Here is an 18825-nt window from a genome sequence, read left to right as displayed (position 1 = left end):
TGGCCCTGGGGAGGCCTCGGCATGGTCAGCGGGCCTCTTACGCTGAACCACTCACCGGTGTGATCGATCGGCCGGACAGAGCCTGGCGCCAAGAACTGTCCGGTGCTTCGGTCGGCGACGACGGCGTTGTCGTCCCAGCTGTCCCAAAGACTCGTCACCACCTTCATGAATTCCGTGGCGCGTTCGTACCGCCGGTCGTGCTCCAGATGCTCCGGCTGTCCAAAGTTGTGTGACGCGTCCGGCGCGGAGGTGGTCACGATGTTCCATCCGGCCCGACCCCCGCTGATGTGGTCCAGCGAGGCAAGCAGACGAGCGAGATTGAACGGCTCGTAATACGTCGTTGACGCGGTCCCGATGAGACCGATCCGGGTTGTCGCCGAGGCGATGGCGCCGAGCAAGGTGAACGGCTCGAACGGCACGACGCCGTAGTAGCCGTTGGATGCCACATCCGGGTAGAGATACGGTGAGTCGGCGATGAAGACTGCATCGAACATGCCGGACTCTGCGACTTTGGCGAGGTTGATCACGTAATCGATGTCGCTGAGGTGCTCGGGCCGCGTTTGCTTGAACCTCCAGGCGGCCTCGTGATGACCTGCCCCGGCCAGGTACACGGTCAGGTGAAGCTGAGGCTGATGTGCTTTCATTTCAGTCGGCTGCCCTTTCAGGCGAAGGCTTGACGGAGGCTGTGGACGATGTCGTCGAGCATGCGCCGACCGGCCGGGATCAGTCCCGGCATGCGGTAGGAGCCGTGGATGAGCCCGGGTTCGCGTATCTGCACGACCCGCACTCCGTCCGCGCGCAACCGGGCGGCGTAGGTCTCGCCGGAGTCGCGGATCGGGTCGTACTCGACCGTGACGACGTGGGCCGGCGCGACGCCGGCCAGCGATGACGGATAGAGGGCCGGGAAGACTTCCGGGTCGTGCCAGTCCGCCTCGCGGGTGAGGTATTGACGGAAATACCAGCCCATTGCGTGCGCCGTCAGACCATACCCGTCGGCGTACTCGACCATCGACGGGCTGTTCGGGTCGTGATCAGCGGCCGGATACACCAGGAACTGCAGCCGCAGCGGCAGACCCGCGCCGCGCGCCCGGATCGCCATGACCGCCGCGATGGCGCCACCGGCGGAATCCCCGCCGACCGCGATGCGCTGCGGGTCGCCGCCGAACCGTGCCGCATATTCGTGCGTGTAGGTGAGCGCGGACCAGGAGTCGTCGATGGCGGCGGGATACGGATTCTCGGGTGCAAGACGGTAGTCGACGGCGACGACGATCGCGGGGGTCCGCGCGGCGAGGGCCCGGCACACACCGTCCTGGGTGGTGAGGTCGCCGAAGACGTAGCCGCCGCCGTGGTAGTGCACGACGACCGGCAGCGGCTCCGGCGCGTGCGGCCGGTAGACGCGGAGGGCAGGTCCGCCTTCCACCCTTGTGTCCTCGACCGACGCGACCGGCTCCAGTGGGCCGAACGCGGTTGCCGCCGCGGCGCCCTGGCCACGCCGGACCTCCTCGATGCCGTACCCGCCGTCCAGTACCTTGGCCACATAAGAGGTGGTGCCGGCGAGGTACAGCTCAGCGTCCGGGTTCAACGGCATGTTCCCAGTCCTTTCCCTCTGGCTGGCGTGGGGTTCCGATCCGCACGAGTCGGCCTGTCCGGTCGTGTCGTCGCCGTCACGCGGGGGCCTGTGGGGTGAGGACCGCGCTTGCGTGGGTGTGCGGCGCGGGCGAGATCCGCTCGCCGTCCGATCCGAACAGGCACAGGTGCTGTGGCCGCACGCCGAGTGAGACGAATCCGGGCAGGGGCAGGTCGGCTGAGACCCGCACCTGCGCGGTCTGCTCTCCGATGAGGACCGACAGCAGCCGCTCCCGGCCGATCAGCTCGCTGCTTTCCACGCGCCCGGTGAATTCGAGCTGCTCGCCGTCGCGTCGGACGTCGCGCTCGCCGAGCACGGTCCAATCCTCGGGGCGTACGCCGATGGTGGTGACCGCGGAGGCTGGGCAACCCGCCGGAAGACGTCCCGAAACCGCCTCGCGGACAGCGGGATCCTGCGCCGGGAGAAGGTTCATGCCACCGAGGAAACGGGCTACGAACTCGGTCGCCGGAAGCCGGAACACGGTCTCGGGTTGATCGTTTTGAACGATCGTGCCGTCTTGCATGACGACCAGCCGATCGGCCAGCGCCAGCGCCTCGGCCTGGTCATGGGTGACGTAGACCGTGGTCGTTCCCGTCGCACGCTGCATCGAGCGGATCTCCTTGCGCATCGTCACACGCAACTCGGCGTCGAGGTTCGACAGCGGTTCGTCCATGAGCAGCACACCAGGCCGTCGCACCAGGGCCCGGCCGATGCCGACCCGCTGCTTCTGGCCACCGGACAGCTGGCTGGGACGCCGGCCCAGGTAGGGCTCCAGCCGCAGCATCGCCGCCACTTCGGCGACGGCGGCGCGGCGTTCATCCCGTGGCGTCTTGGCCATCCGCAGGGGGAACTCGATGTTCGCGTAGGTGGTCTTGTTGGGGTACAGACCGTAGTTCTGGAAGACCATGGCGATGTCGCGATCGCCCGCTGACGCGGCGGTGACGTCCTGGCCGTTCAGCGCGATGGTTCCGGCTGTCGCCGGCTCCAGGCCGGCCAGGCACCGGAGCAAGGTCGTCTTGCCCGAGCCGGACGAGCCCAGCAGGACGACGAAGTCGCCCGCCTCGCAAGAAAGGCTGACGTCGTACAGCGCCCGAGTACCGTCGGGATAGATCTTGCTCAGCGCGGTGACGTCGATGCGGCGGCCGCGGGATGCGGGGCGGTTCCCGCGCGGTGGAGGTTGGCTCTGTGCGGGCATGGGCGGGCGCCTTCCTGTTGTGGTGGTCGTCTGGAGCAGCGGCCGCACGGTCACGCGGGCAGCAGTGCGGTGCCGGCCTTCGCCGCGTCGTCGAGGGCGGCCTGCGGGCTCTTCTTGCCGAGCAGAGCGGCCGTGATCGCGTCGTTGAGCAGTTTGTTGATCTGGTTGGAGTTGTTGCCGGGGAAGTTCTGCCACGGCACGAGTGTCCTGAGTTCCGCGACGCTCGGCGCCACGAGGGGACTCGACGCGGCCTTCCGGGCAGCGCTGCTGTTCACCGGGAGGTATCCGGTGGTCGTCACCATCAAGCTCTGCGCCCGCGCGCCGAGCAAGGCGGCGACCACCTTCGCTGCGGCCTGACGCCTGGCCTTGTCCTTGGTCACGATGATCAAGGCCCCGCCGCCGGGCGGGGTCCTGGCCTGGCCGCCGTCGGGAATGGGCATGGCCGCTGCGGCCAGCGACGGTCCCATCGACTTGCTGATCAGACTGCGCACCGAGCTGGGGTTGAGCACCATCGCGAGGTCGCGCCTGGTGAGCGCGTCGTCGATCTGTTGCAGAGTCCCGGGCATGCTGAGCTTGTCTGCGGCAAGGTCGGCCCAGTACTTGAGCATCTGCACTCCGGCCGGCTCATTGAAGGTGATGCGCTTCCCGTTCGAGCTGATCGTTGAACCGCCGTTTGACAGCAGGTAATTCTGGAAGACCCAGTTACCCGCGCTTTGGATCAGGCTGGTCGACACGCCGTACCGGGCCGCGTGTGAGCTGACGATGCGCTCGGAAAATTGCCGCAGCTGCGCGAGGGTTTTCGGTGGTTGTTTCGGATCGAGTCCGGCTTTGGCGAAGATTTCCTTGTTGTAGTAGAGGGTCATGGTGGAAATGCCCCAGGGCACCCCGACCAGTTGGCCGTCGATGCGTCCGGAGGCAAGGACGGCGGGATCGAAGCTGCCGGCGTCGAAGCCGGACGGCGGGAGCAGGTCGTCGAGCGGCTGTGCGATCTCGTTGGTGCGGTAGTAGCCGAGCATGTTGATCCCGGCCATCACGATGTCGGGGGCACGCCCGGCTGTGACATCCTGCTGGAACCGGGTGTCCACGTCTGGCCAGTTCGATCCGCTCGCCAGTTCCAGTCCCACCTCGGGAAGCCCGGTGACGGCCTTGAGCGCGGCTTGCACCGGAGCGGTCGCCGACGCGTAGTTCGGCAGAAGCAGGGTCAGCTTGTTCGACGTGGACGAACTGTTGCTGCCGCCACAAGCGGCGAGCAGGGGTGCGGCGGCGCCGGAGGACAGGGCGCCGAGGAAGCCGCGCCGGCTCAGCCGGCGGGCCGCGGGCTCGGACGCGGCGGGTGTCAGGTCAAGAGACAGGGAGGTGGACATCGACGCTCCTGGAAGGCGAGTGACTGATCGGTTCGACGGCCGGGGCGTGGGTACGGGGGTTTCATTCGCCGCCGCTGGTCAGTTGCAGGCCGCGGACGAGGTGCCGCTGCGCTATCAGGTAGAGCGCCACCAGAGGCGCGATCGCCATGAGCGCGGCGGCCATCTGCTCGCCGTAGCTGACCGAACTCTCCGGTCCGGCGTACTGCGCGATGGTGTAGGTGACGGTGGCGGTGTGAGGGGAGCGGAGCACGACGGAGGGCCAGTAGAGGTCGTTCCAGTGCAGCACCACGGAGAAGGTGAGGAAGGCCATGATCGCGGGACGGACGTTGGGCAGCACGATGTGCCACAGCAGTGCCATCGGGCGTGCCTTGTCGATGCGCGCGGCGTCGAAGACGCTCTGCGGGATCGACATGATGAACTGCCGCAGCAGATAGACGGCGAATCCGCTGCCGATCCACGGCAGGATGAGCACCTGGTAGCTGTCGAGCCAGCCGATCCGGGCGAACACGTAGAACAAGGGAATCGCGGTGACCTGGGCCGGCACGTTCATGCACACCATCACCAGCCAGAAGGCGGCGCGCTGACCGCGGAACCGCAGGCGAGCCAGTGCGTAGGCGGCCGGCAGGGCGAGCGCGACCTGCAGCCCGGCGATGAGAAACACCACCGCGAAACTGTTGAGATAAAGACGCGGCCAGTCCAGGGAATGCCAGGCCTGAGTGAAGTTGGCGAGGGTCAGCCCTGTTGCCGACAGCGACCCGGGGCGGGTGTGGGCCGGGTCGGTCAACGAGGTCCACAACATCATGACGAACGGGAACAGCTGGACGGCGGCCACCAGAGCCAGGACAGCATTGGCGATCAACCGCGCCGGCCTGAGTCGGACACGTTGGCGCCGTGCCGGCGCGCATGTCGGCGCCACCGTGGACGTGGTCGTGGCCGTCATCGTGCTGCCCCCGGGGCAGATGTGCGGCCCAGTCGCAACTGCGCCGTTATCGCGACCAGCGTCAACGCGAGCAACAGTACGCTGATCACCGCGCCCGAGCCGATGTCAAGGTTCTCCACGCCCACCGTGTACTGCAGATAGGACAGGGTCGTGCTGCTGTCCAGCGGGCCGCCCTGGGTCATCACCCGGACCTGGTCGAACACCCGCAGCGCGTTACCGATGGCGATCACGGTGGCAAAAGTGGTGGCCGGTCGGAGCGCCGGGAAGGTGACATGCCAGAACCGCTGCCATGCGGAAGCCTTGTCCACGCGCGCCGCGTCGATCGTTGTCGACGGCACCGCTGTGAGCCCCGCCAGGAAGACGATCATGCTGGAACCGATGCCGAACCAGCATCCCACGATCGCCGCCGCGGGCAGCGCCAGTCCTGTGGAGTTCAGCCAGTCGTCGGCGCCGAAGACGCGGCCGACGGTGAGATCGAACAGGCCCTCGTGCGGATAGAACAGCCATCGCCAGACCACGGCCATCGCCGCCAGGGTGCAGGCCGAGGGCAGGAACAGGACGATCCGCCAGACCGCACCGCCGCGTCCGGCAGTGTTGATGAGCACGGCGAGTAGCAGACCGGCGACCACCTGCACCGGCACCACCAGCACGGCGTACTCGATCGTGCGCAGAAAGGCCCCGCGGAGCTGCCCTCCGTCGATCACCGCGCGCCAGTTCGCCGCACCGGCCCAGTGGATCTGCTGGGTCAGCGGGTCGTAGTGGAAGAAAGCCAAGGCCACCACCGCGGCGACCGGCAGGGCGACGAACAGTGTCATGGCCCCGAACGCCGGCGCCAGCAGCAGCCCGGCGACGGCCGAGCCGCGGCGCGGCTGGTAACGGCTCACGCTGCCTCCAATCCTCGCGTGTTTCTTTCAAGGGAATAGCGGATCCCTTGTAAGAGAAATAGAAGGCTGTGATCCAGGTCGGGGTCAACCGCCGACCGCACCCCCGATCGACTGTTCATTCAAGGTTTGTCGAACGGCCACCACCCGACTCCACACGCTGTCCGATCACGTCGGCGGCGACGTTCCTCTCGTGGAGTGGAGACCGCGACCGCAAGGGGAGTGGGGAGTCATGGCGGGCAGGAGGAGGAAGCCCGACGGGGCCGAGACGGCCGGCGAGGGCGAGAAACCCGAGCGGTTGCGGCAGGAGAACACGCAGCCGAACTCCGGTTCCTCACGATGGGCGTCGAAGAACGCGTTCGCGCCGGTAGACCTCCTCCAGCACGGCATCGGTCACCGGTCGGCCGAGCCAGCGGTAGGAGGGCTGTCCGGCGGGCCTGAGGACCCGACACGTGACCGTGCTCGAATGCCACGCCCGGGCCGCGGTTTCTCGCGGCCCGGGCGACGTCCTCGCGGAACTCTTCGGGACAAGGCTTGGGCGCAGCGACGTCCTTCCCACCCGCCCTACAGGGCAAGCCAGTTCAGAGGTCGCCCGATCGTGCAGCGGACCCTATTTCTCCGGCGGATAGTCGGTCAGTGAGCGGCCCTGGATGTCGGGCGAGAAGTTGCTGGTCCAACCGACCATGAACCGCTGGTACTCCTCCGGCAGCCGACGTACCAGCTCAACCGACGGTTCGCTACCAGGAGGTGCGGCCCAGAACGACGGCGTGTACCAACCGATCACGAGTACCCGATCGCGCCCGGACCGGATGATGCCGCCCAAGTGCACGAGCGACTCGAAGAACAGCAGCGTCGATCCGGCCGGTGCCTCGACATGGTGGATCAGCGACGGGTCCACCTCTGCGGCGTCGATGATCGGCTGCAGATCCACCTCCCCCGGGATCTTGTGCGTGCCGGCGATCACCGAGGTGCCGCCGTCGTCCGGGCCCAGGTCGGTGAGGTTGGTGAGCGCCACGACGTAGGGGAAGTGATAGAGACCGTTCGCGATCGTGCCCGCCATCCCGGCGGAACCTCGATGCCATCCATAGGCGTTGGAGTTCCCGTGCTCCTTTCGGTCCGGGTCCGCCGGTGCGCGGCGGATGTGTGCGGTTGAGTTCTGCAGCCGAGCCGGTCCACCTATGCTTTCTTCGGCCATCCCGACGATGCGCGGGTGGGTGAGGTAGTCGAAGAAGGCCGGCGAGACATGAGGAGTGTTCGCGAATTCGAAGATGTCTTCTGTGTGACGCCGCACAAACGCTGGACGCAGGTCGTCGAGGTTGTCGCCGCCGAGGAAACGCCGCTCGATGTTGTAGATCTCGTTGCGCAACTGCTCGACGTCAGCGGGCGTGAGTACGTTCTCGATCACGACGTAGCCGTAGATGTCCAGGTGCAAGCGCTGCGCGGGCGTGAGCGCGGGGGCCGGACGCACGAAACCGTCGAGGCTGCGGTGTGACATCGGACGGTCGGTGAGACGGGTCTGCCCGGCCTCGCCCGACGGCGCGAGCAAGCGGCGGCGCTCGTCGACCTCGATGTAGCGGTTCAACACCTCCTCAGGTATGGGGCGGATCGAGACAGCTTTGGCTCGGTTCGTCTTGGTCATGGGTCAGGTTCCTTTCCAGCGTTTGGTCGAGCGGTCGGCTTCGTCACGACGGCAGCAGCGATGTGACCTGGTCCGCGGCGTCGTGGAGGGCCTGGGCGGTGGACTTCTTGCCGCTGGTCGCGGCGAGTACGGCGTCCTGGAGGGTCTTGCTGATCTCGGCGGTGTTGGTTCCCGGGAACTGGTACCACGGGATGATGGCCGGGACCTCACTGGTCGCGGCCGCGCGCAGCGGGTCTTTCGCCAGGAAGCCGCCCAGCCCGGAGGTGTCTTCGGCTGCCGCTTTGTTGACCGGCAGGTAGCCGCTGGCCTCGGTCTGGGCCGTGGATCCGGCCTTGCCGGTGATGGCCTGGACGACCTGCCAGGCAGCGGCCTGCTTCTTGGCGTCTTTGGTCAGCACGGCGATACCGGCGCCGGCTGCCGGTGCGTGGAGTGTGCCGCCGTCGGGGATCGGGGTCTTGGCCGTCTTGAGGGTGAACGATGCGCCTTTTTCGAACGACCCGAGTGCGGCGCTGCTGGTGATGAGCATGCCCAGTTCACCGCTCAAGAAGGCTTGGTAGGCATCGTCTGCGTTGAGCGGGGCCGAGTAGCCGTCCTTGATCAGCCGCGCCCAGTAGTCGAGGTTCGCGATCGCCTTGTCCGAGTCGAAGGTGATGCTCTTCTCGTCCGCGCTCATGAAGGAGCCACCGGCGGAGGACAGGAACGTCTGGTAGGGCCAGATGTCCTCCGAGTCGTACGGAACGCAGGCGCCATAGCGTGCGGCCTTGGACTGGACGAGTGTGGTGGCGGCGGCGCGGAGTTCGGTGAACGTGCTCGGGGGTTTCGCGGGGTCGAGTCCGGCGCGGGTGAACTGGTCGGCGTTGTAATACAGGACCAGGACCGAGGCGCTGTACGGGATGGCGTAGGTCGAGTTGTTACGCTTTCCGAGAGTCAGGAATGTCGGGTAGAGCTGGCTGCTGTAGTCGGGGCTGAGCGTCAGGAACTTGTCGAGCGGCAGGGCCAGCCCCGCGTCGGCGTAGGTGCGGACGTTCTGCAAACCGATCAGGGCCATGTCGTCACCCTGGCCGGCGGTCAGGTCCGTTTGGATCCGCTGGGTGACGTCGTCGTAGCTGGTCGAGGGAAGTCCGACCAGCTTGGCGGTCACGCCGGTGGTGGCCGTGAAGTGGGAGCCGAGTATCTGCTGGAGCGTGCTGTCGAAGCCAGGGTTGTTGATGTAGACGATCGAGACGGTCTGGCCCTTGGCCGCGGCCGCCACGTCGGCGGGGCTCGTGTATGTCGGGCTGTTGGTGTTCTTGGCCGTCGACTGCGTGCTGCCGCAGGCGGTGAGCAGGCTTGTCGCGGCGAAGCCTCCGCTGAGCGCGAGAAATCTCCGGCGGTTGAGGTCGTGGTGGGCAGACGTCACTGCGAGCTCCCGGTGGTCGGTGAGGGGTGCGAGGACGAGATACGGGTGCGTCAGTCGGCCGCGGCGGACGGAGCGAGACCCTGGACGAACTGGCGTTGGGCGAAGCACAGGGCGATGACGAGCGGGACCGCGGCGATGGCGGCGGCAGCCATCTGGGTGCCGTAGTTCGAGCCGCCCTCGCCCGAGGCGAATTGGACGATGCCGTACGGCACCGTGGCCGAACGCCCCGTCCGCAGGACGACCGACGGCCAGAACAGGTCGTTCCAGTGCCCCATCACACTGAGCACGCCGAACGCGGCCAGCGCGGGGCGGACGTTGGGCAGCACGACACGCCAGACAACGCTGATCGGGCCGACGCCGTCGAGGCGCGCGGCATCGAAAAGCGACTGCGGGATCGTGATGATGAACTGCCGGAAGACGAAGATTCCGAAGGCCGAGGCGACGAACGGCACGATCAACGACTGCAGCGTGTCCAGCCAGCTCATGCGTGCCAGCAGCAGAAAGACGGGCAGGGCGACGATCTGGGTCGGGATGGCCAGGCAGGCGACGATCACCCATGTGGCAGTGCCGGCGCCGCGGAAGCGCAACCGTGCCAGGGCGTATCCGGCCGGCAGGCAGGTGAGTATCTGGCCGATGTAGATGGCGCTGACCGAGAGCAGGCTGTTCCCGTAGTAATGCAGCCATGGCGCGCCGTTCCAGGCCTGGGCGAAGTGGCTCCATGTCAGGCCGTGCAGGCCGAGCGTTCCCCGGAAGATCCACTGGTCCGGTGTGAAGGCGGCGCGGAGCATCACCAGGAACGGCAGCAGGACCAGGAAGCCTGCCAAGGCCAGGACAAGGTGCAGCGCGATCTGCCCGAGTGGCGGCAGACGTCGCGGCCGGGGTGCGTTCATCGTGCCGCTCCGTCGTTGAGCCGTCGCCCGACGGTGATGAGCTGGAGCCCGACGAAGCCGATGACGATGAGAAGGATGACCAGGTCGATGACGGCGCCGCCACCGAGATCGTTGTAGTGGCTGCCCCGTTGCCACAGCAGGTAGGACAACGTGGTCGTCGATCCGAGCGGGCCACCCTGCGTCATCACCTGGACCTGGTCGAAGACGCGCAGGGAGTCTCGGGTGTCGATGACGAGGGCCAGGACCGTGGCGGGGCCCAGCGCGGGCCAGGTGACATGCCAGAAGCGGCGCCACGAGGTCGCTCCATCGAGGGCGGCGGCATCGTGCAGGTGCCGGGGGACTCCCGACAGCCCGGCGAGGAAGATGACGACAGTCGTGCCGAGTGCCTGCCAGATTCCGACGAGCGACACCGCGACGATGGACAGGTCCGTCGACTGCAGCCAGCCGCTGATCGGGATGACCCTGCCCACCGTCTGATCGATGATCCCGGTGTGCGGGTAGAACATGAAGCGCCAGGCGACCGATGTCGCGGCCAAGGTGGATGCCACCGGTAGGAAGAAGACGGTGCGCCACAGCATCGCACCGCGCCGAACATGACTGATTCCCACGGCGACGGCCAGGCCCAGTGCCACCGTGGCCGGCACCGTCAACGCGGTGTATGCGAGTGTGCGGAGCGCGGCGGACCGCAGTTCAGAGCTGGTCAGGATCTTGGAGAAGTTCGCGAAGCCGACCGCGTGACCCGTCTGGCTGAGCGGATCCCAACTGAAGAAGGCGAGGACGCTGACCGCCCCCAGCGGCAGGATCACAAACACACCGAGGAGCACCGTGGCGGGAAGGCACAACAACCAACCGATCACGCCGTCGGCCGGACGCATCCGCGGCCGGTGCTTCACCTGTGACCTGGAGGAATCGAGGCTGGGCGGTCGCTCTTCCACGTACGTCATCGCAGGCCGTCGACTTTCGCAGAAACCAGTGGGGTCGCCCTGTCGTGGCCATCCAGCCGTGTTCCGTCCGCGCCGAACAGGTGGAGGTGCTCGTCGGCCGCCCACACCCGCAGATCCGACGACAGCGGCTGATCGGCCGCGACCCGCACCCGCAGGGTCTGTTCCCCCGCTCCTCCCGCTCGCACCACGACGAGACGTTCGGTTCCGAGCAGTTCGCTGGAGACGATCGTGCCCGAGACCGACCACCGGCCCTGCGGCGGATCACCCACCACCAGCTGCTCGGGGCGCACACCGAGCGTCGCGATCCGATGCCGATCCCCCATCCTGGTCACGCTGTGCGGCAGTGGGATCGACTCACCCGCCGCGCCGTCCAGACGAAGCCGGCCGGCCTCCGCCGTGCCGGGCAGGAGGTTCATCATGCCGAGGAAGCCGGCCACGAAGGGCGTGGCCGGGGTGTTGAACGCCTCTTCCGGCGATCCGACCTGCTCGACGGCGCCGCCGTTCATCACCACGATGCGGTCCGCCAGGCTCAGCGCCTCGGCCTGATCGTGCGTGACATACACGACGGTCATGCCCAGGCGCCGCTGCAAAGCCCGAATCTCGACGCGCATGTCCACCCGTAGTTGCGCATCGAGGTTGGACAGCGGCTCGTCCATCGCAACGATCGTCGGCCGCCGGACCAACGCACGGCCGATGCCGACTCGCTGTTTCTGCCCGCCGGACAGCTGGCGCGGCCGGCGATCGAGGAGGTGGCCGATCTGGAGAACGTCGGCGATCTCGCGGGTCCGCGCCTCCCGCTCGGCTCGCGGTACCCGACCCATCCGGAGCGGGAAGGCGATGTTGTGCGCGACGGTCTTGTTCGGATACAGAGCGTAGTTCTGGAACACCATCGCCACGCCGCGGCGGTGCGGTGGCACGTCGGCGGCATCGCGGCCCTGGAGGTGGATTTCGCCGGTGCTGATGGACTCCAGACCGGCTAGACACCTGAGCAACGTGGTCTTGCCGCAGCCAGACGGCCCCACCAAGACGACGATCTGCCCCGCCTCCCCACGCACGGTGACGTCGCGAAGGGCCAGGGTGCCGCCCTGATACTCCTTGGACACCGCACGGCACTCGAAGGCCGGCGATTCGGAGGATGGTTCGGAACCGGGGTGAAGCAGAGGGGCGCGTACAGCGGTAGTCATCGCGGACAGCCTCCAACGACGTCGCGCAGCGCATGGTTGGTTCCCACCGGCCGGCCGGACTTGGAGTGGCTGCCGACTGACCGGGCGGACGGCGGGCCGAGGGCAGTGGTCCCGGTCATGCGATCACTTCCGCGCTCTGCGGCGCGGCATCCAGCAGCGCGGGAAGGTCAGCGATGCTCGCGAGCAGGTGAGTGTGGCGGATCCGGCCGAGCGCCGCGCTGTGCCCGGCTCCGCTGAGGACGCCTGCCACCACGGCGGCGCCGGCGTTCGTGCCGGACAGCAGGTCGGCGACGGCGTCTCCGGCGACGAGTACCCGGCCCACGTCGAGCACGCCGGTCAGCTCCATCGCCCGGAAGATCATGTACGGGGCCGGCCGGCCGCGTGCCACCTGGTCGGCGCTGACCACCGCGTCGACCAGGGTGCCCCGCCACCCCAGCGGGCCGAGGATCGCGTCGGTCACCTCGCTGTCGAAGCCGGTGCTGAGGGCGACCTTGACCCCGCGCCCGCGCAGCTCGCGGAGTGCGTCCTCCGCTCCGGCCAGCGGCCGTGGCGGGTTGGCCCGGTAGGCGGCGTCGAGACGTTGCCGGAAATCGGCGTAGACACGTGCCCATTCGGCGTCGTCGGGTGCGGAACCATGGGCCGACAGCAGCCCACGGACGGCTTCGCGTTTGTCGGTGCCCGTCCAGCGGCAGATGTCAGCTGGAGTGGGAGTGGCGCCCGCGGCTGTGACGGCCTCCGCGAGTATCCGGTAGACCGTGCCGCCCTCGTCGAGGGTTGTCCCGGCGATGTCGAGGACGGCCAGTTCGATCGCTGCGTCGGCCGCGGTGTGCAGGGGTGTCATCGGGACTCCTGGTCGGACGGCGAGGCCGGGACGGACATGACGGGCGGCCGGGCGGGCGCCTGCTGATGCGCCGCGAGCAGCTCGGCGCGGATACGCTCGCCCACGATCTCGGCCTCGCCCGGCTGCAGTGCGGTGGGATTGACCAGCAGGCGGCGGAGCTGACGGTCGTGGTAGAGGAACACCCGGGGTTCGCCGTCCAGCAGGCGCCCGGCGATCTCCCGCACGTCCCGGCCGGGGCGCTCTGGTGAGAGCGTGATCACCACGGTCGGGACGAAGAACTCGAAGTCGTCCTCTTTGACGGTCACTTCGGCTCCCGGGACGGAGCCCACCCGGGCTGCCACCAGCGCCGCCTGGGCGCGCAGGCCCGCGCGGACCTGCTCTTCGTCGCTGGCTAGGTAGCGTTTGAGCGCTTCATACAGGCCGACGATGGCCTCGCGGGAGACCTTGTGCGGGCGGCCGATCGCGAAGTTCGGGCCGGAATGCGCCAGTGCCGCCTCGATGAGGTCGGCGCGGCCGCACAGCAGCCCGGTGTTCTGCGGGCCCTTGAGGAACTTCCCGCCCCCGAACGTGACCAGGTCGGCGCCCTCGGCGATGAACCTCGTCAGGTTCGCCTTCGGTGGGAGCATCCCGGCCGCGTCCACCAGCAGCGGCACACCATGGCGGTGCGCGATCCGCGCGGTCTCAGCGACGCTCGGCCCCACCTGGCGAAGGCCCGGGCCCAGGACGTAAAGGACAGCTGCGGTCCTTTCGTCGATCGCGTGGTCGAGCTCCTCCGGTTCGCATTCGTTGATGTTGCCGACCTCTACGAAGTCCACGCCGGTGTACCGGGCCAGGTAGGTGAAGCGGCCCCGGTGCGCCTTCTGGATCACTACCTTCGAGCGAAGGCCGGCGGTATCCGGCAGCTGCCGCACCCTGGCCGGGTCCGCCCCGGTCATGGCGGCGGCGACGGACAGCACGATCGCGCTCACCGCGCCACTGGTCACCATGCCCGCTTCGGCGCCGGTGACGCCGGCGATGTACTTGCCGACCGCCCGGTTGAGTTCAAGGATGCTGACGAACTGCCGGGAGGCATCAGCCATGGCCGCCCAGACCGTCTCCGGCGATCTCGACCCCCCGAACGTGGTCGTGGTCCCTCCGGCGTGGATCACCGGCCGGACCCCCAGCTCCTCGTACACCGAGACGCCGTTCCGCTTCCCTTCAACGCCACCAGGCACGCCCGCGTGCTGGCCCGACGAACCGGACGGACGCTCCTCGCGCTCGCCTCGCGGGGCTGCCCCCGCCGCGACGTCGAGCCGACGTGCCATGTCCGGCTCCGCCGTATCCGGCTGTGTCATTGAGTCGGCCTCCTTGCCTGATCAGCTCGCACCTGCTGCGAGCACCGGTGGCAACAGCGCCGAAGCGGTGCCGCCGCAACCGGACGCTAGGCAGCCGAGGTTGCCCCCGAGTGGCCCCCAGATGAATAACGGCATTGAATTCTTTGATTCATCGCAAGTTGCGGAATTCGATGTCATGAGCGTCGGTGCGAGGCCTCGCCGACATGGCGGCGGACAGGTGAGCAGGCCCGTCCAGCTCTCCTCCGCACTGATCACGGCAGGCAGAAGCCCATGTCCGACAGGCGCGCCCCAGACGCGCTGTACGATCCGGGTCCCGCAAGGCGGGCTCAAGCGCATCACATGGCAGCCCGGGACCCGGGTCCGCTGGCTCATCCTTTCGACTTGCTCGGCATTGGATTCCGGTAAGATCAGGCGTGTCCGCCGATGCGATGCCACTCAAGGAGGCCGCCACGAATCCGCATCAGGGCGCACCAGGCGCGCCGCCGTTGACCGCACCCAGTCAAACCCGGCCCGGCGACCTCGGAGCCCAGCCCCCGGTCGAAACGCTCGCCCGCATCAGATCCGCAGCCCCCGCGCTGCGGGGCGTCGCGCGCCGGATCGCCGATACCGTCCTCGACAGGCCGCAATGGGTCATGCAGGCCACCATCGCCGAACTCGCGGAAGCCGCCGCGGCCTCGCCCTCCTCCGTCGTCCGCGCGTGCCGCGAGCTCGGCTTCCAGGGCTTCCCCGACCTGAAGCTCATCCTCGCCAGAGACCTGGCCCGCACCGAGAGCACCGGATTCCAGCAGCCCATCCCGCCGACCGAGCCGGACGACGCCCCGCCCGCAACCACCCTTGAACGAGTTCTGCGGGCCGGCGCCCAGTCGCTCATAGACGCACTGGCCACAGTCGACCAGCAAAGTTTCGAACACGTCGTCACGGCCGTCGCCCGCGCCCGCCGTGTCCTGTTCGTCGCCGTGGGCACCTCGCGCACCCCGGCAACCGACGCCGCGCAACGGCTCACCACCATCGGCCTGCACGCCTTCGCTCCCGACGACGTGTGGTCCCAGCACGTCATGGCCCAGCAACTCAGCCGAGAGGACGTATGCATCGCCATCAGCCGGACCGGGGCCATGCGCCCCACCCTGGAAGGCGCCCAGAAGGCCCGCGAAGGCGGAGCCGTCACCGTCGCCCTCACCAGCTACAGCAACGCCCCACTCGCCACCATGTGCGACCACACACTCATCGCCGGGGCACCCGAACTAGGCTTCCGGCTCCAGGGCATGACCAGCCAGCTGGCCCTCCTCGCCATCCTCGACGCCCTCTACAGTGCCGTCGCAACCCAGATCGGCTCACGCGCCGCCGTCGGATTCAACGCCATCTCCACAGTCACCGCACAACAGAACACCTGACGCCATGACAGAGCCGATCCAGCGTCCAGCCCGTATGTCCCCGGCCTCATCACCGCGCCGCGGCTCTATCCAGTCGCTGGTCCGCGTCCCGGCTCTGGAGCACAGCAACCAGCCCTTCGGCGCGGCGGCCGCTGTCGGCCATCTGAGCGCCGGCGGTCTGCCCGGGCGGTGGAGACGTTGCTGACCATCACGGCTGCCGCTCTGTGGGGCTGCGGCACGGGCGTGCTCATACCCTGTCCCGCGTACCGGGTCTCCGTGCCGCCCGAGGAACCCTGTCGGTCGGCGTGCCCGGCAGGCCATCCCTCTTCACCGGCATCGGCAACGGATGGCCGGGGCGTGCTCGCTGCGCCGCCGGGGACAGCTACGGGCCGAGCACCCTCTCCGTCACGGCCGTCTGCTGCTCGCCGCGGTCACGCTCGCCTTGCTCGGCGTCGCCGCGTCGCTGCCCGGTGCCGACGGCGGCTGATGGAGCCCGTCTACCGGGACGCCGGCACCGCCCGGCTGCTGCCCCGGCTGCTCAAGGTCGTACGCATGGCCGGTGTTCGTCACCCACCGCCGGCCCGGGCCCGGCAGGGTCGTCAGCGCCCGTGATGCCTGCCCGGACACCGGGTTAACCCAGTTGTACTACGGGCAGGCCCGTGCCCTGCTGGACGAGCACGCGGCCGTCGGCGGGGTGCCGGGAACGGGCTCGGACCTGCACGAGTGGCGCTGACTTCTAAACACTCGCCAGGGCGGCCAGGGTGCGGTCATCTCCCGCCTTGCCTTCAGGGCGCGGAGTAGGCCATGCGCGCGGTCTGCGGGACATGCCCGGGACCAGGGCCGGCTCGTTTTCGTGGAACCGATGACTGCCGTCCACGAAGGCCGCGTCAGCGACGAAGCCTTCGGCAAGCAGCTGCGGGAGCGCTACCGACGAAGGAGCGACCATGAACGTGGCGATCGTGTCCAGCCCCGCAGAGCACATTAGATCCCAGCCGACGTTGGAGAACTCGCGTTCTTGGAACGGGCCGATGATGATGTGCTGGGGAAGGGGACGGTCGACGGTTGCCAACGCCTCTCCGATGGCGAGCGCTGAGCTCGCATAGGCGAGACCGACCTCCACAACCTTCTCGACCTCCTCCGAGACCATCAGATCGCGCAGTTGATCGCAGTGCTGCTCGGGCACCGTGACGATCTCGAAGTCTCCCTCGTGGTCTCGCGTCCGCGGCGGACCCTCCTGCGACAGACGGCGACGCACCTCACGGACCCGAGTCGTTCCGTCATCCGTGTTCGCCATTACTGACCACCCCTCCTCGGCAAGACAGCAACGGACCTCACCCTCACCATAGGAGCGACGACCTTCCAGCGGGCAAGTTCGTCTCGGGGAACCCGGCGGCGGCCACGGCCATGGCCAGGCGGACGGCTCCGGCGGGCTGCGCCCTCGCTCACCGCTACGCGGCGGCAAGCACCCAGTGACAACAATTCACACCGACATTGATCACGAGAACGCTCAGTGAGTGACTTTCGAACTCACGTCGAAACGAGACCCACGGAGAGCGGCACAGCCAGCAAAATGCCGGACCGCCCCGGGCGTGAACTGCCGTGCTGTCAGCCACGCCAGGGGCTGGCGAGCCGTCTTTCAGCTCAGAGGTGTCGGCGTACACCTGAACGTCCCCAGCCACGTACGGATGAACGCGGCCAGGTTCTGACGCGCCGAAGACCGTGCAGTGGCACCCTGCTGCTCGGTCGGTGTGGGGCGGCAGAGGACGGCTGACGATGGTTCTGGATCCGCATCGCTGGTTGGAACTGTCAAGTTCTATGTCCTGGAAGCCCGTCCCAGGATCGCTGAGGAACTCGGCATCACGCCGCGGAGACTGCCCGCCGCCCGCCGTCGCCTTCCCGTTGCCTGACCCCACCGCGGCTAACGCAAGGATCGTCAATTCCCGCCGTGCGCCCAGCGCCCACTGCGAGAGTGCGCACGCCTGGCATGATCAGCAGTGTGAGTCTTGATGCTTCGCTGGAGTCACCGATGGATGAGACCGCGTCACGACACGCTGCGCGAGTCTCCGCTCACGCGACCGTGGGAGCACGGCTGTCTCTGTTCGGCGATCGGCAACTTGCGGATGCCCTGGCCGCCGCGCCGGGCCTGGGCTCCGGTATCGGCGGTAGGTCGGCGGAGATGGAAGTCGAGGGGAGGCACGTCTTCATCAAGCGGGTCCCGTTGACGGACATCGAGTTGCGGGCGGAGCACCTGCGGTCGACCGCGAACCTGTTCGAGCTTCCCCTCTTCTACCAGTACGGAGTGGGGTCGACGGGGTTCGGCGCCTGGCGTGAACTGGCCGCTCACCTCATGACCACAGGCTGGGTCCTGAAGAACGAGTACGCGGGTTTCCCTCTTCTGTATCACTGGCGGGTCTTGCCTGACTGCCCTCCTTCTGGCTTCGCCGACGAGTTCGGGGGCGTTGAGGGGGCTGTGGCGCATTGGGATGGGTCATCGGCCGTGCGCCGTCGGCTGGAGGCCATCGGCCGGTCGGCCTTCAGCCTGGTGCTCTTCTTGGAGTATGTGCCTCAGACACTCGCCGGCTGGCTCGGCGAAAGGCGTGATGCGGCCCAGACGGACCTACGAGGCGCATCGCCCTATCGGTGGGCCGAGGAAGAGCTGCTGCGGGGGACGGAGTTCATGAGTACGCACGGACTGGTCCACTTCGACGCGCACTTCGCCAACCTGCTCACCGACGGCCGGCAGGTCTACTTCGCGGACTTTGGGCTTGCGCTGAGCCGCGAGTTCGAACTCGCGACGGAGGAGGTCGACTTCCTTGCCGATCATCTTGTGTACGACCGCTGCTATGCACCTGCCCACCTGCTTCGCCATCATCTGCCAGTCGGCATCCGGGGCGGCATCGAACACGGGGCGTTCCTGCGTGAATGGGTGAAGGGGCGCCGACCCGACGGCGTTCCGCCCGACATCAGCGCGATCATCGACCGGCACGCCCAGCACTCCATCGTCCTGGACGACTTCCACCACCGACTCCTCACGCAGAGCAAGCGCACTCCATTTCCCGCCCGCGAGGTCCGGCGGGCCCTCGCCGGCACGTCAGCATCGGGGTAGCCCCGGCCGCCGCAGTCGCTCCGCCGGCCGCGAAACAGTGAGCTTCATCGGAGTATGACCTGCTGACCCTCGCTGCAGTGCCCGCCATGTCACGGACATCCACGCGACGCA

17 protein-coding genes and 1 pseudogene are annotated in these 18825 nt (G+C 68.0%); 4 read left to right on the top strand and 14 right to left on the bottom strand.

What is annotated here, in order from left to right:
• The 13 genes from AC27LF_RS22795 to AC27LF_RS22735 form a co-directional block, all read right to left on the bottom strand.
• On the bottom strand, window positions 1-644 hold a 644-nt coding region (locus AC27LF_RS22795; RefSeq protein ID WP_479662964.1), incomplete at its 3' end, for an NtaA/DmoA family FMN-dependent monooxygenase.
• A gap of 17 nt (window positions 645-661) precedes the next feature.
• Complete coding sequence (locus AC27LF_RS22790; RefSeq protein WP_479662963.1) at window positions 662-1588, bottom strand: alpha/beta hydrolase; 927 nt, start codon at window positions 1586-1588, stop codon at window positions 662-664.
• A 76-nt stretch (window positions 1589-1664) separates the two neighbouring features.
• A complete protein-coding gene (locus AC27LF_RS22785) occupies window positions 1665-2822 on the bottom strand; it encodes an ABC transporter ATP-binding protein (protein ID WP_479662962.1) in 1158 nt (385 codons plus the stop codon).
• A gap of 50 nt (window positions 2823-2872) precedes the next feature.
• Window positions 2873-4186, bottom strand: coding sequence for an extracellular solute-binding protein (locus tag AC27LF_RS22780; RefSeq protein ID WP_479662961.1), 1314 nt, complete (start codon window positions 4184-4186; stop codon window positions 2873-2875).
• Between the two features lie 61 nt (window positions 4187-4247).
• Window positions 4248-5045 (bottom strand): carbohydrate ABC transporter permease, encoded by a 798-nt coding sequence (locus AC27LF_RS22775; RefSeq protein ID WP_479662960.1) that lies wholly within the window; start codon window positions 5043-5045, stop codon window positions 4248-4250.
• A gap of 77 nt (window positions 5046-5122) precedes the next feature.
• Window positions 5123-6010 (bottom strand): carbohydrate ABC transporter permease, encoded by an 888-nt coding sequence (locus AC27LF_RS22770; RefSeq protein ID WP_479662959.1) that lies wholly within the window; start codon window positions 6008-6010, stop codon window positions 5123-5125.
• A 607-nt stretch (window positions 6011-6617) separates the two neighbouring features.
• Window positions 6618-7646: a phytanoyl-CoA dioxygenase family protein gene (locus AC27LF_RS22765; RefSeq protein ID WP_479662958.1), complete on the bottom strand. Its 1029-nt coding sequence runs from the start codon at window positions 7644-7646 to the stop codon at window positions 6618-6620.
• A gap of 43 nt (window positions 7647-7689) precedes the next feature.
• Window positions 7690-9045 carry an ABC transporter substrate-binding protein gene (locus AC27LF_RS22760; protein ID WP_479662957.1) on the bottom strand — a complete coding sequence of 452 codons (1356 nt, stop codon included), beginning with the start codon at window positions 9043-9045 and terminating at the stop codon, window positions 7690-7692.
• Between the two features lie 50 nt (window positions 9046-9095).
• On the bottom strand, window positions 9096-9935 hold the full coding sequence (locus AC27LF_RS22755; protein WP_479662956.1) for a carbohydrate ABC transporter permease: 840 nt from the start codon (window positions 9933-9935) through the stop codon (window positions 9096-9098).
• Window positions 9932-10870 (bottom strand): carbohydrate ABC transporter permease, encoded by a 939-nt coding sequence (locus tag AC27LF_RS22750; RefSeq protein WP_479662955.1) that lies wholly within the window; start codon window positions 10868-10870, stop codon window positions 9932-9934. Before AC27LF_RS22750 ends, AC27LF_RS22755 begins: the two co-directional genes overlap by 4 nt.
• Before the next feature lie 5 nt (window positions 10871-10875).
• Window positions 10876-11982, bottom strand: coding sequence for an ABC transporter ATP-binding protein (locus AC27LF_RS22745; RefSeq protein WP_479662954.1), 1107 nt, complete (start codon window positions 11980-11982; stop codon window positions 10876-10878).
• Window positions 11983-12178: 196 nt separating this feature from the next.
• Entirely contained in the window at window positions 12179-12904 is a 726-nt protein-coding gene (locus AC27LF_RS22740; protein WP_479662953.1) for a phosphonatase-like hydrolase, read from the bottom strand.
• Complete coding sequence (locus AC27LF_RS22735) at window positions 12901-13983, bottom strand: aminotransferase class V-fold PLP-dependent enzyme (RefSeq protein ID WP_487231274.1); 1083 nt, start codon at window positions 13981-13983, stop codon at window positions 12901-12903. Before AC27LF_RS22735 ends, AC27LF_RS22740 begins: the two co-directional genes overlap by 4 nt.
• Window positions 13984-14723: 740 nt before the next feature.
• Between AC27LF_RS22735 and AC27LF_RS22730 the strand changes: the two genes are divergently transcribed.
• The 3 genes and pseudogenes from AC27LF_RS22730 to AC27LF_RS22720 all read left to right on the top strand — a co-directional run.
• Window positions 14724-15629 (top strand): MurR/RpiR family transcriptional regulator, encoded by a 906-nt coding sequence (locus tag AC27LF_RS22730; RefSeq protein WP_479662951.1) that lies wholly within the window; start codon window positions 14724-14726, stop codon window positions 15627-15629.
• A 325-nt stretch (window positions 15630-15954) separates the two neighbouring features.
• Window positions 15955-16095, top strand: coding sequence for a hypothetical protein (locus AC27LF_RS22725; RefSeq protein ID WP_479662971.1), 141 nt, complete (start codon window positions 15955-15957; stop codon window positions 16093-16095).
• Window positions 16044-16338 (top strand): annotated as a pseudogene (locus tag AC27LF_RS22720) (site-specific integrase); the annotation flags it as partial. The gene AC27LF_RS22725 and the pseudogene AC27LF_RS22720, both read left to right, overlap by 52 nt.
• Window positions 16339-16344: 6 nt before the next feature.
• Here AC27LF_RS22720 and AC27LF_RS22715 read toward each other — a convergent pair.
• Window positions 16345-16902: a hypothetical protein gene (locus AC27LF_RS22715; RefSeq protein ID WP_479662950.1), complete on the bottom strand. Its 558-nt coding sequence runs from the start codon at window positions 16900-16902 to the stop codon at window positions 16345-16347.
• A 732-nt stretch (window positions 16903-17634) separates the two neighbouring features.
• Here AC27LF_RS22715 and AC27LF_RS22710 point away from each other — a divergent pair.
• Window positions 17635-18714 carry a protein kinase family protein gene (locus tag AC27LF_RS22710; protein ID WP_479662969.1) on the top strand — a complete coding sequence of 360 codons (1080 nt, stop codon included), beginning with the start codon at window positions 17635-17637 and terminating at the stop codon, window positions 18712-18714.
• Window positions 18715-18825: the final 111 nt, after the last annotated feature.

The organism is Streptomyces diversicolor (assembly GCF_057537855.1).
Note: the sequence above shows the minus strand (reverse complement) of the source record. Positions and strands in the feature narration are given on the sequence as shown.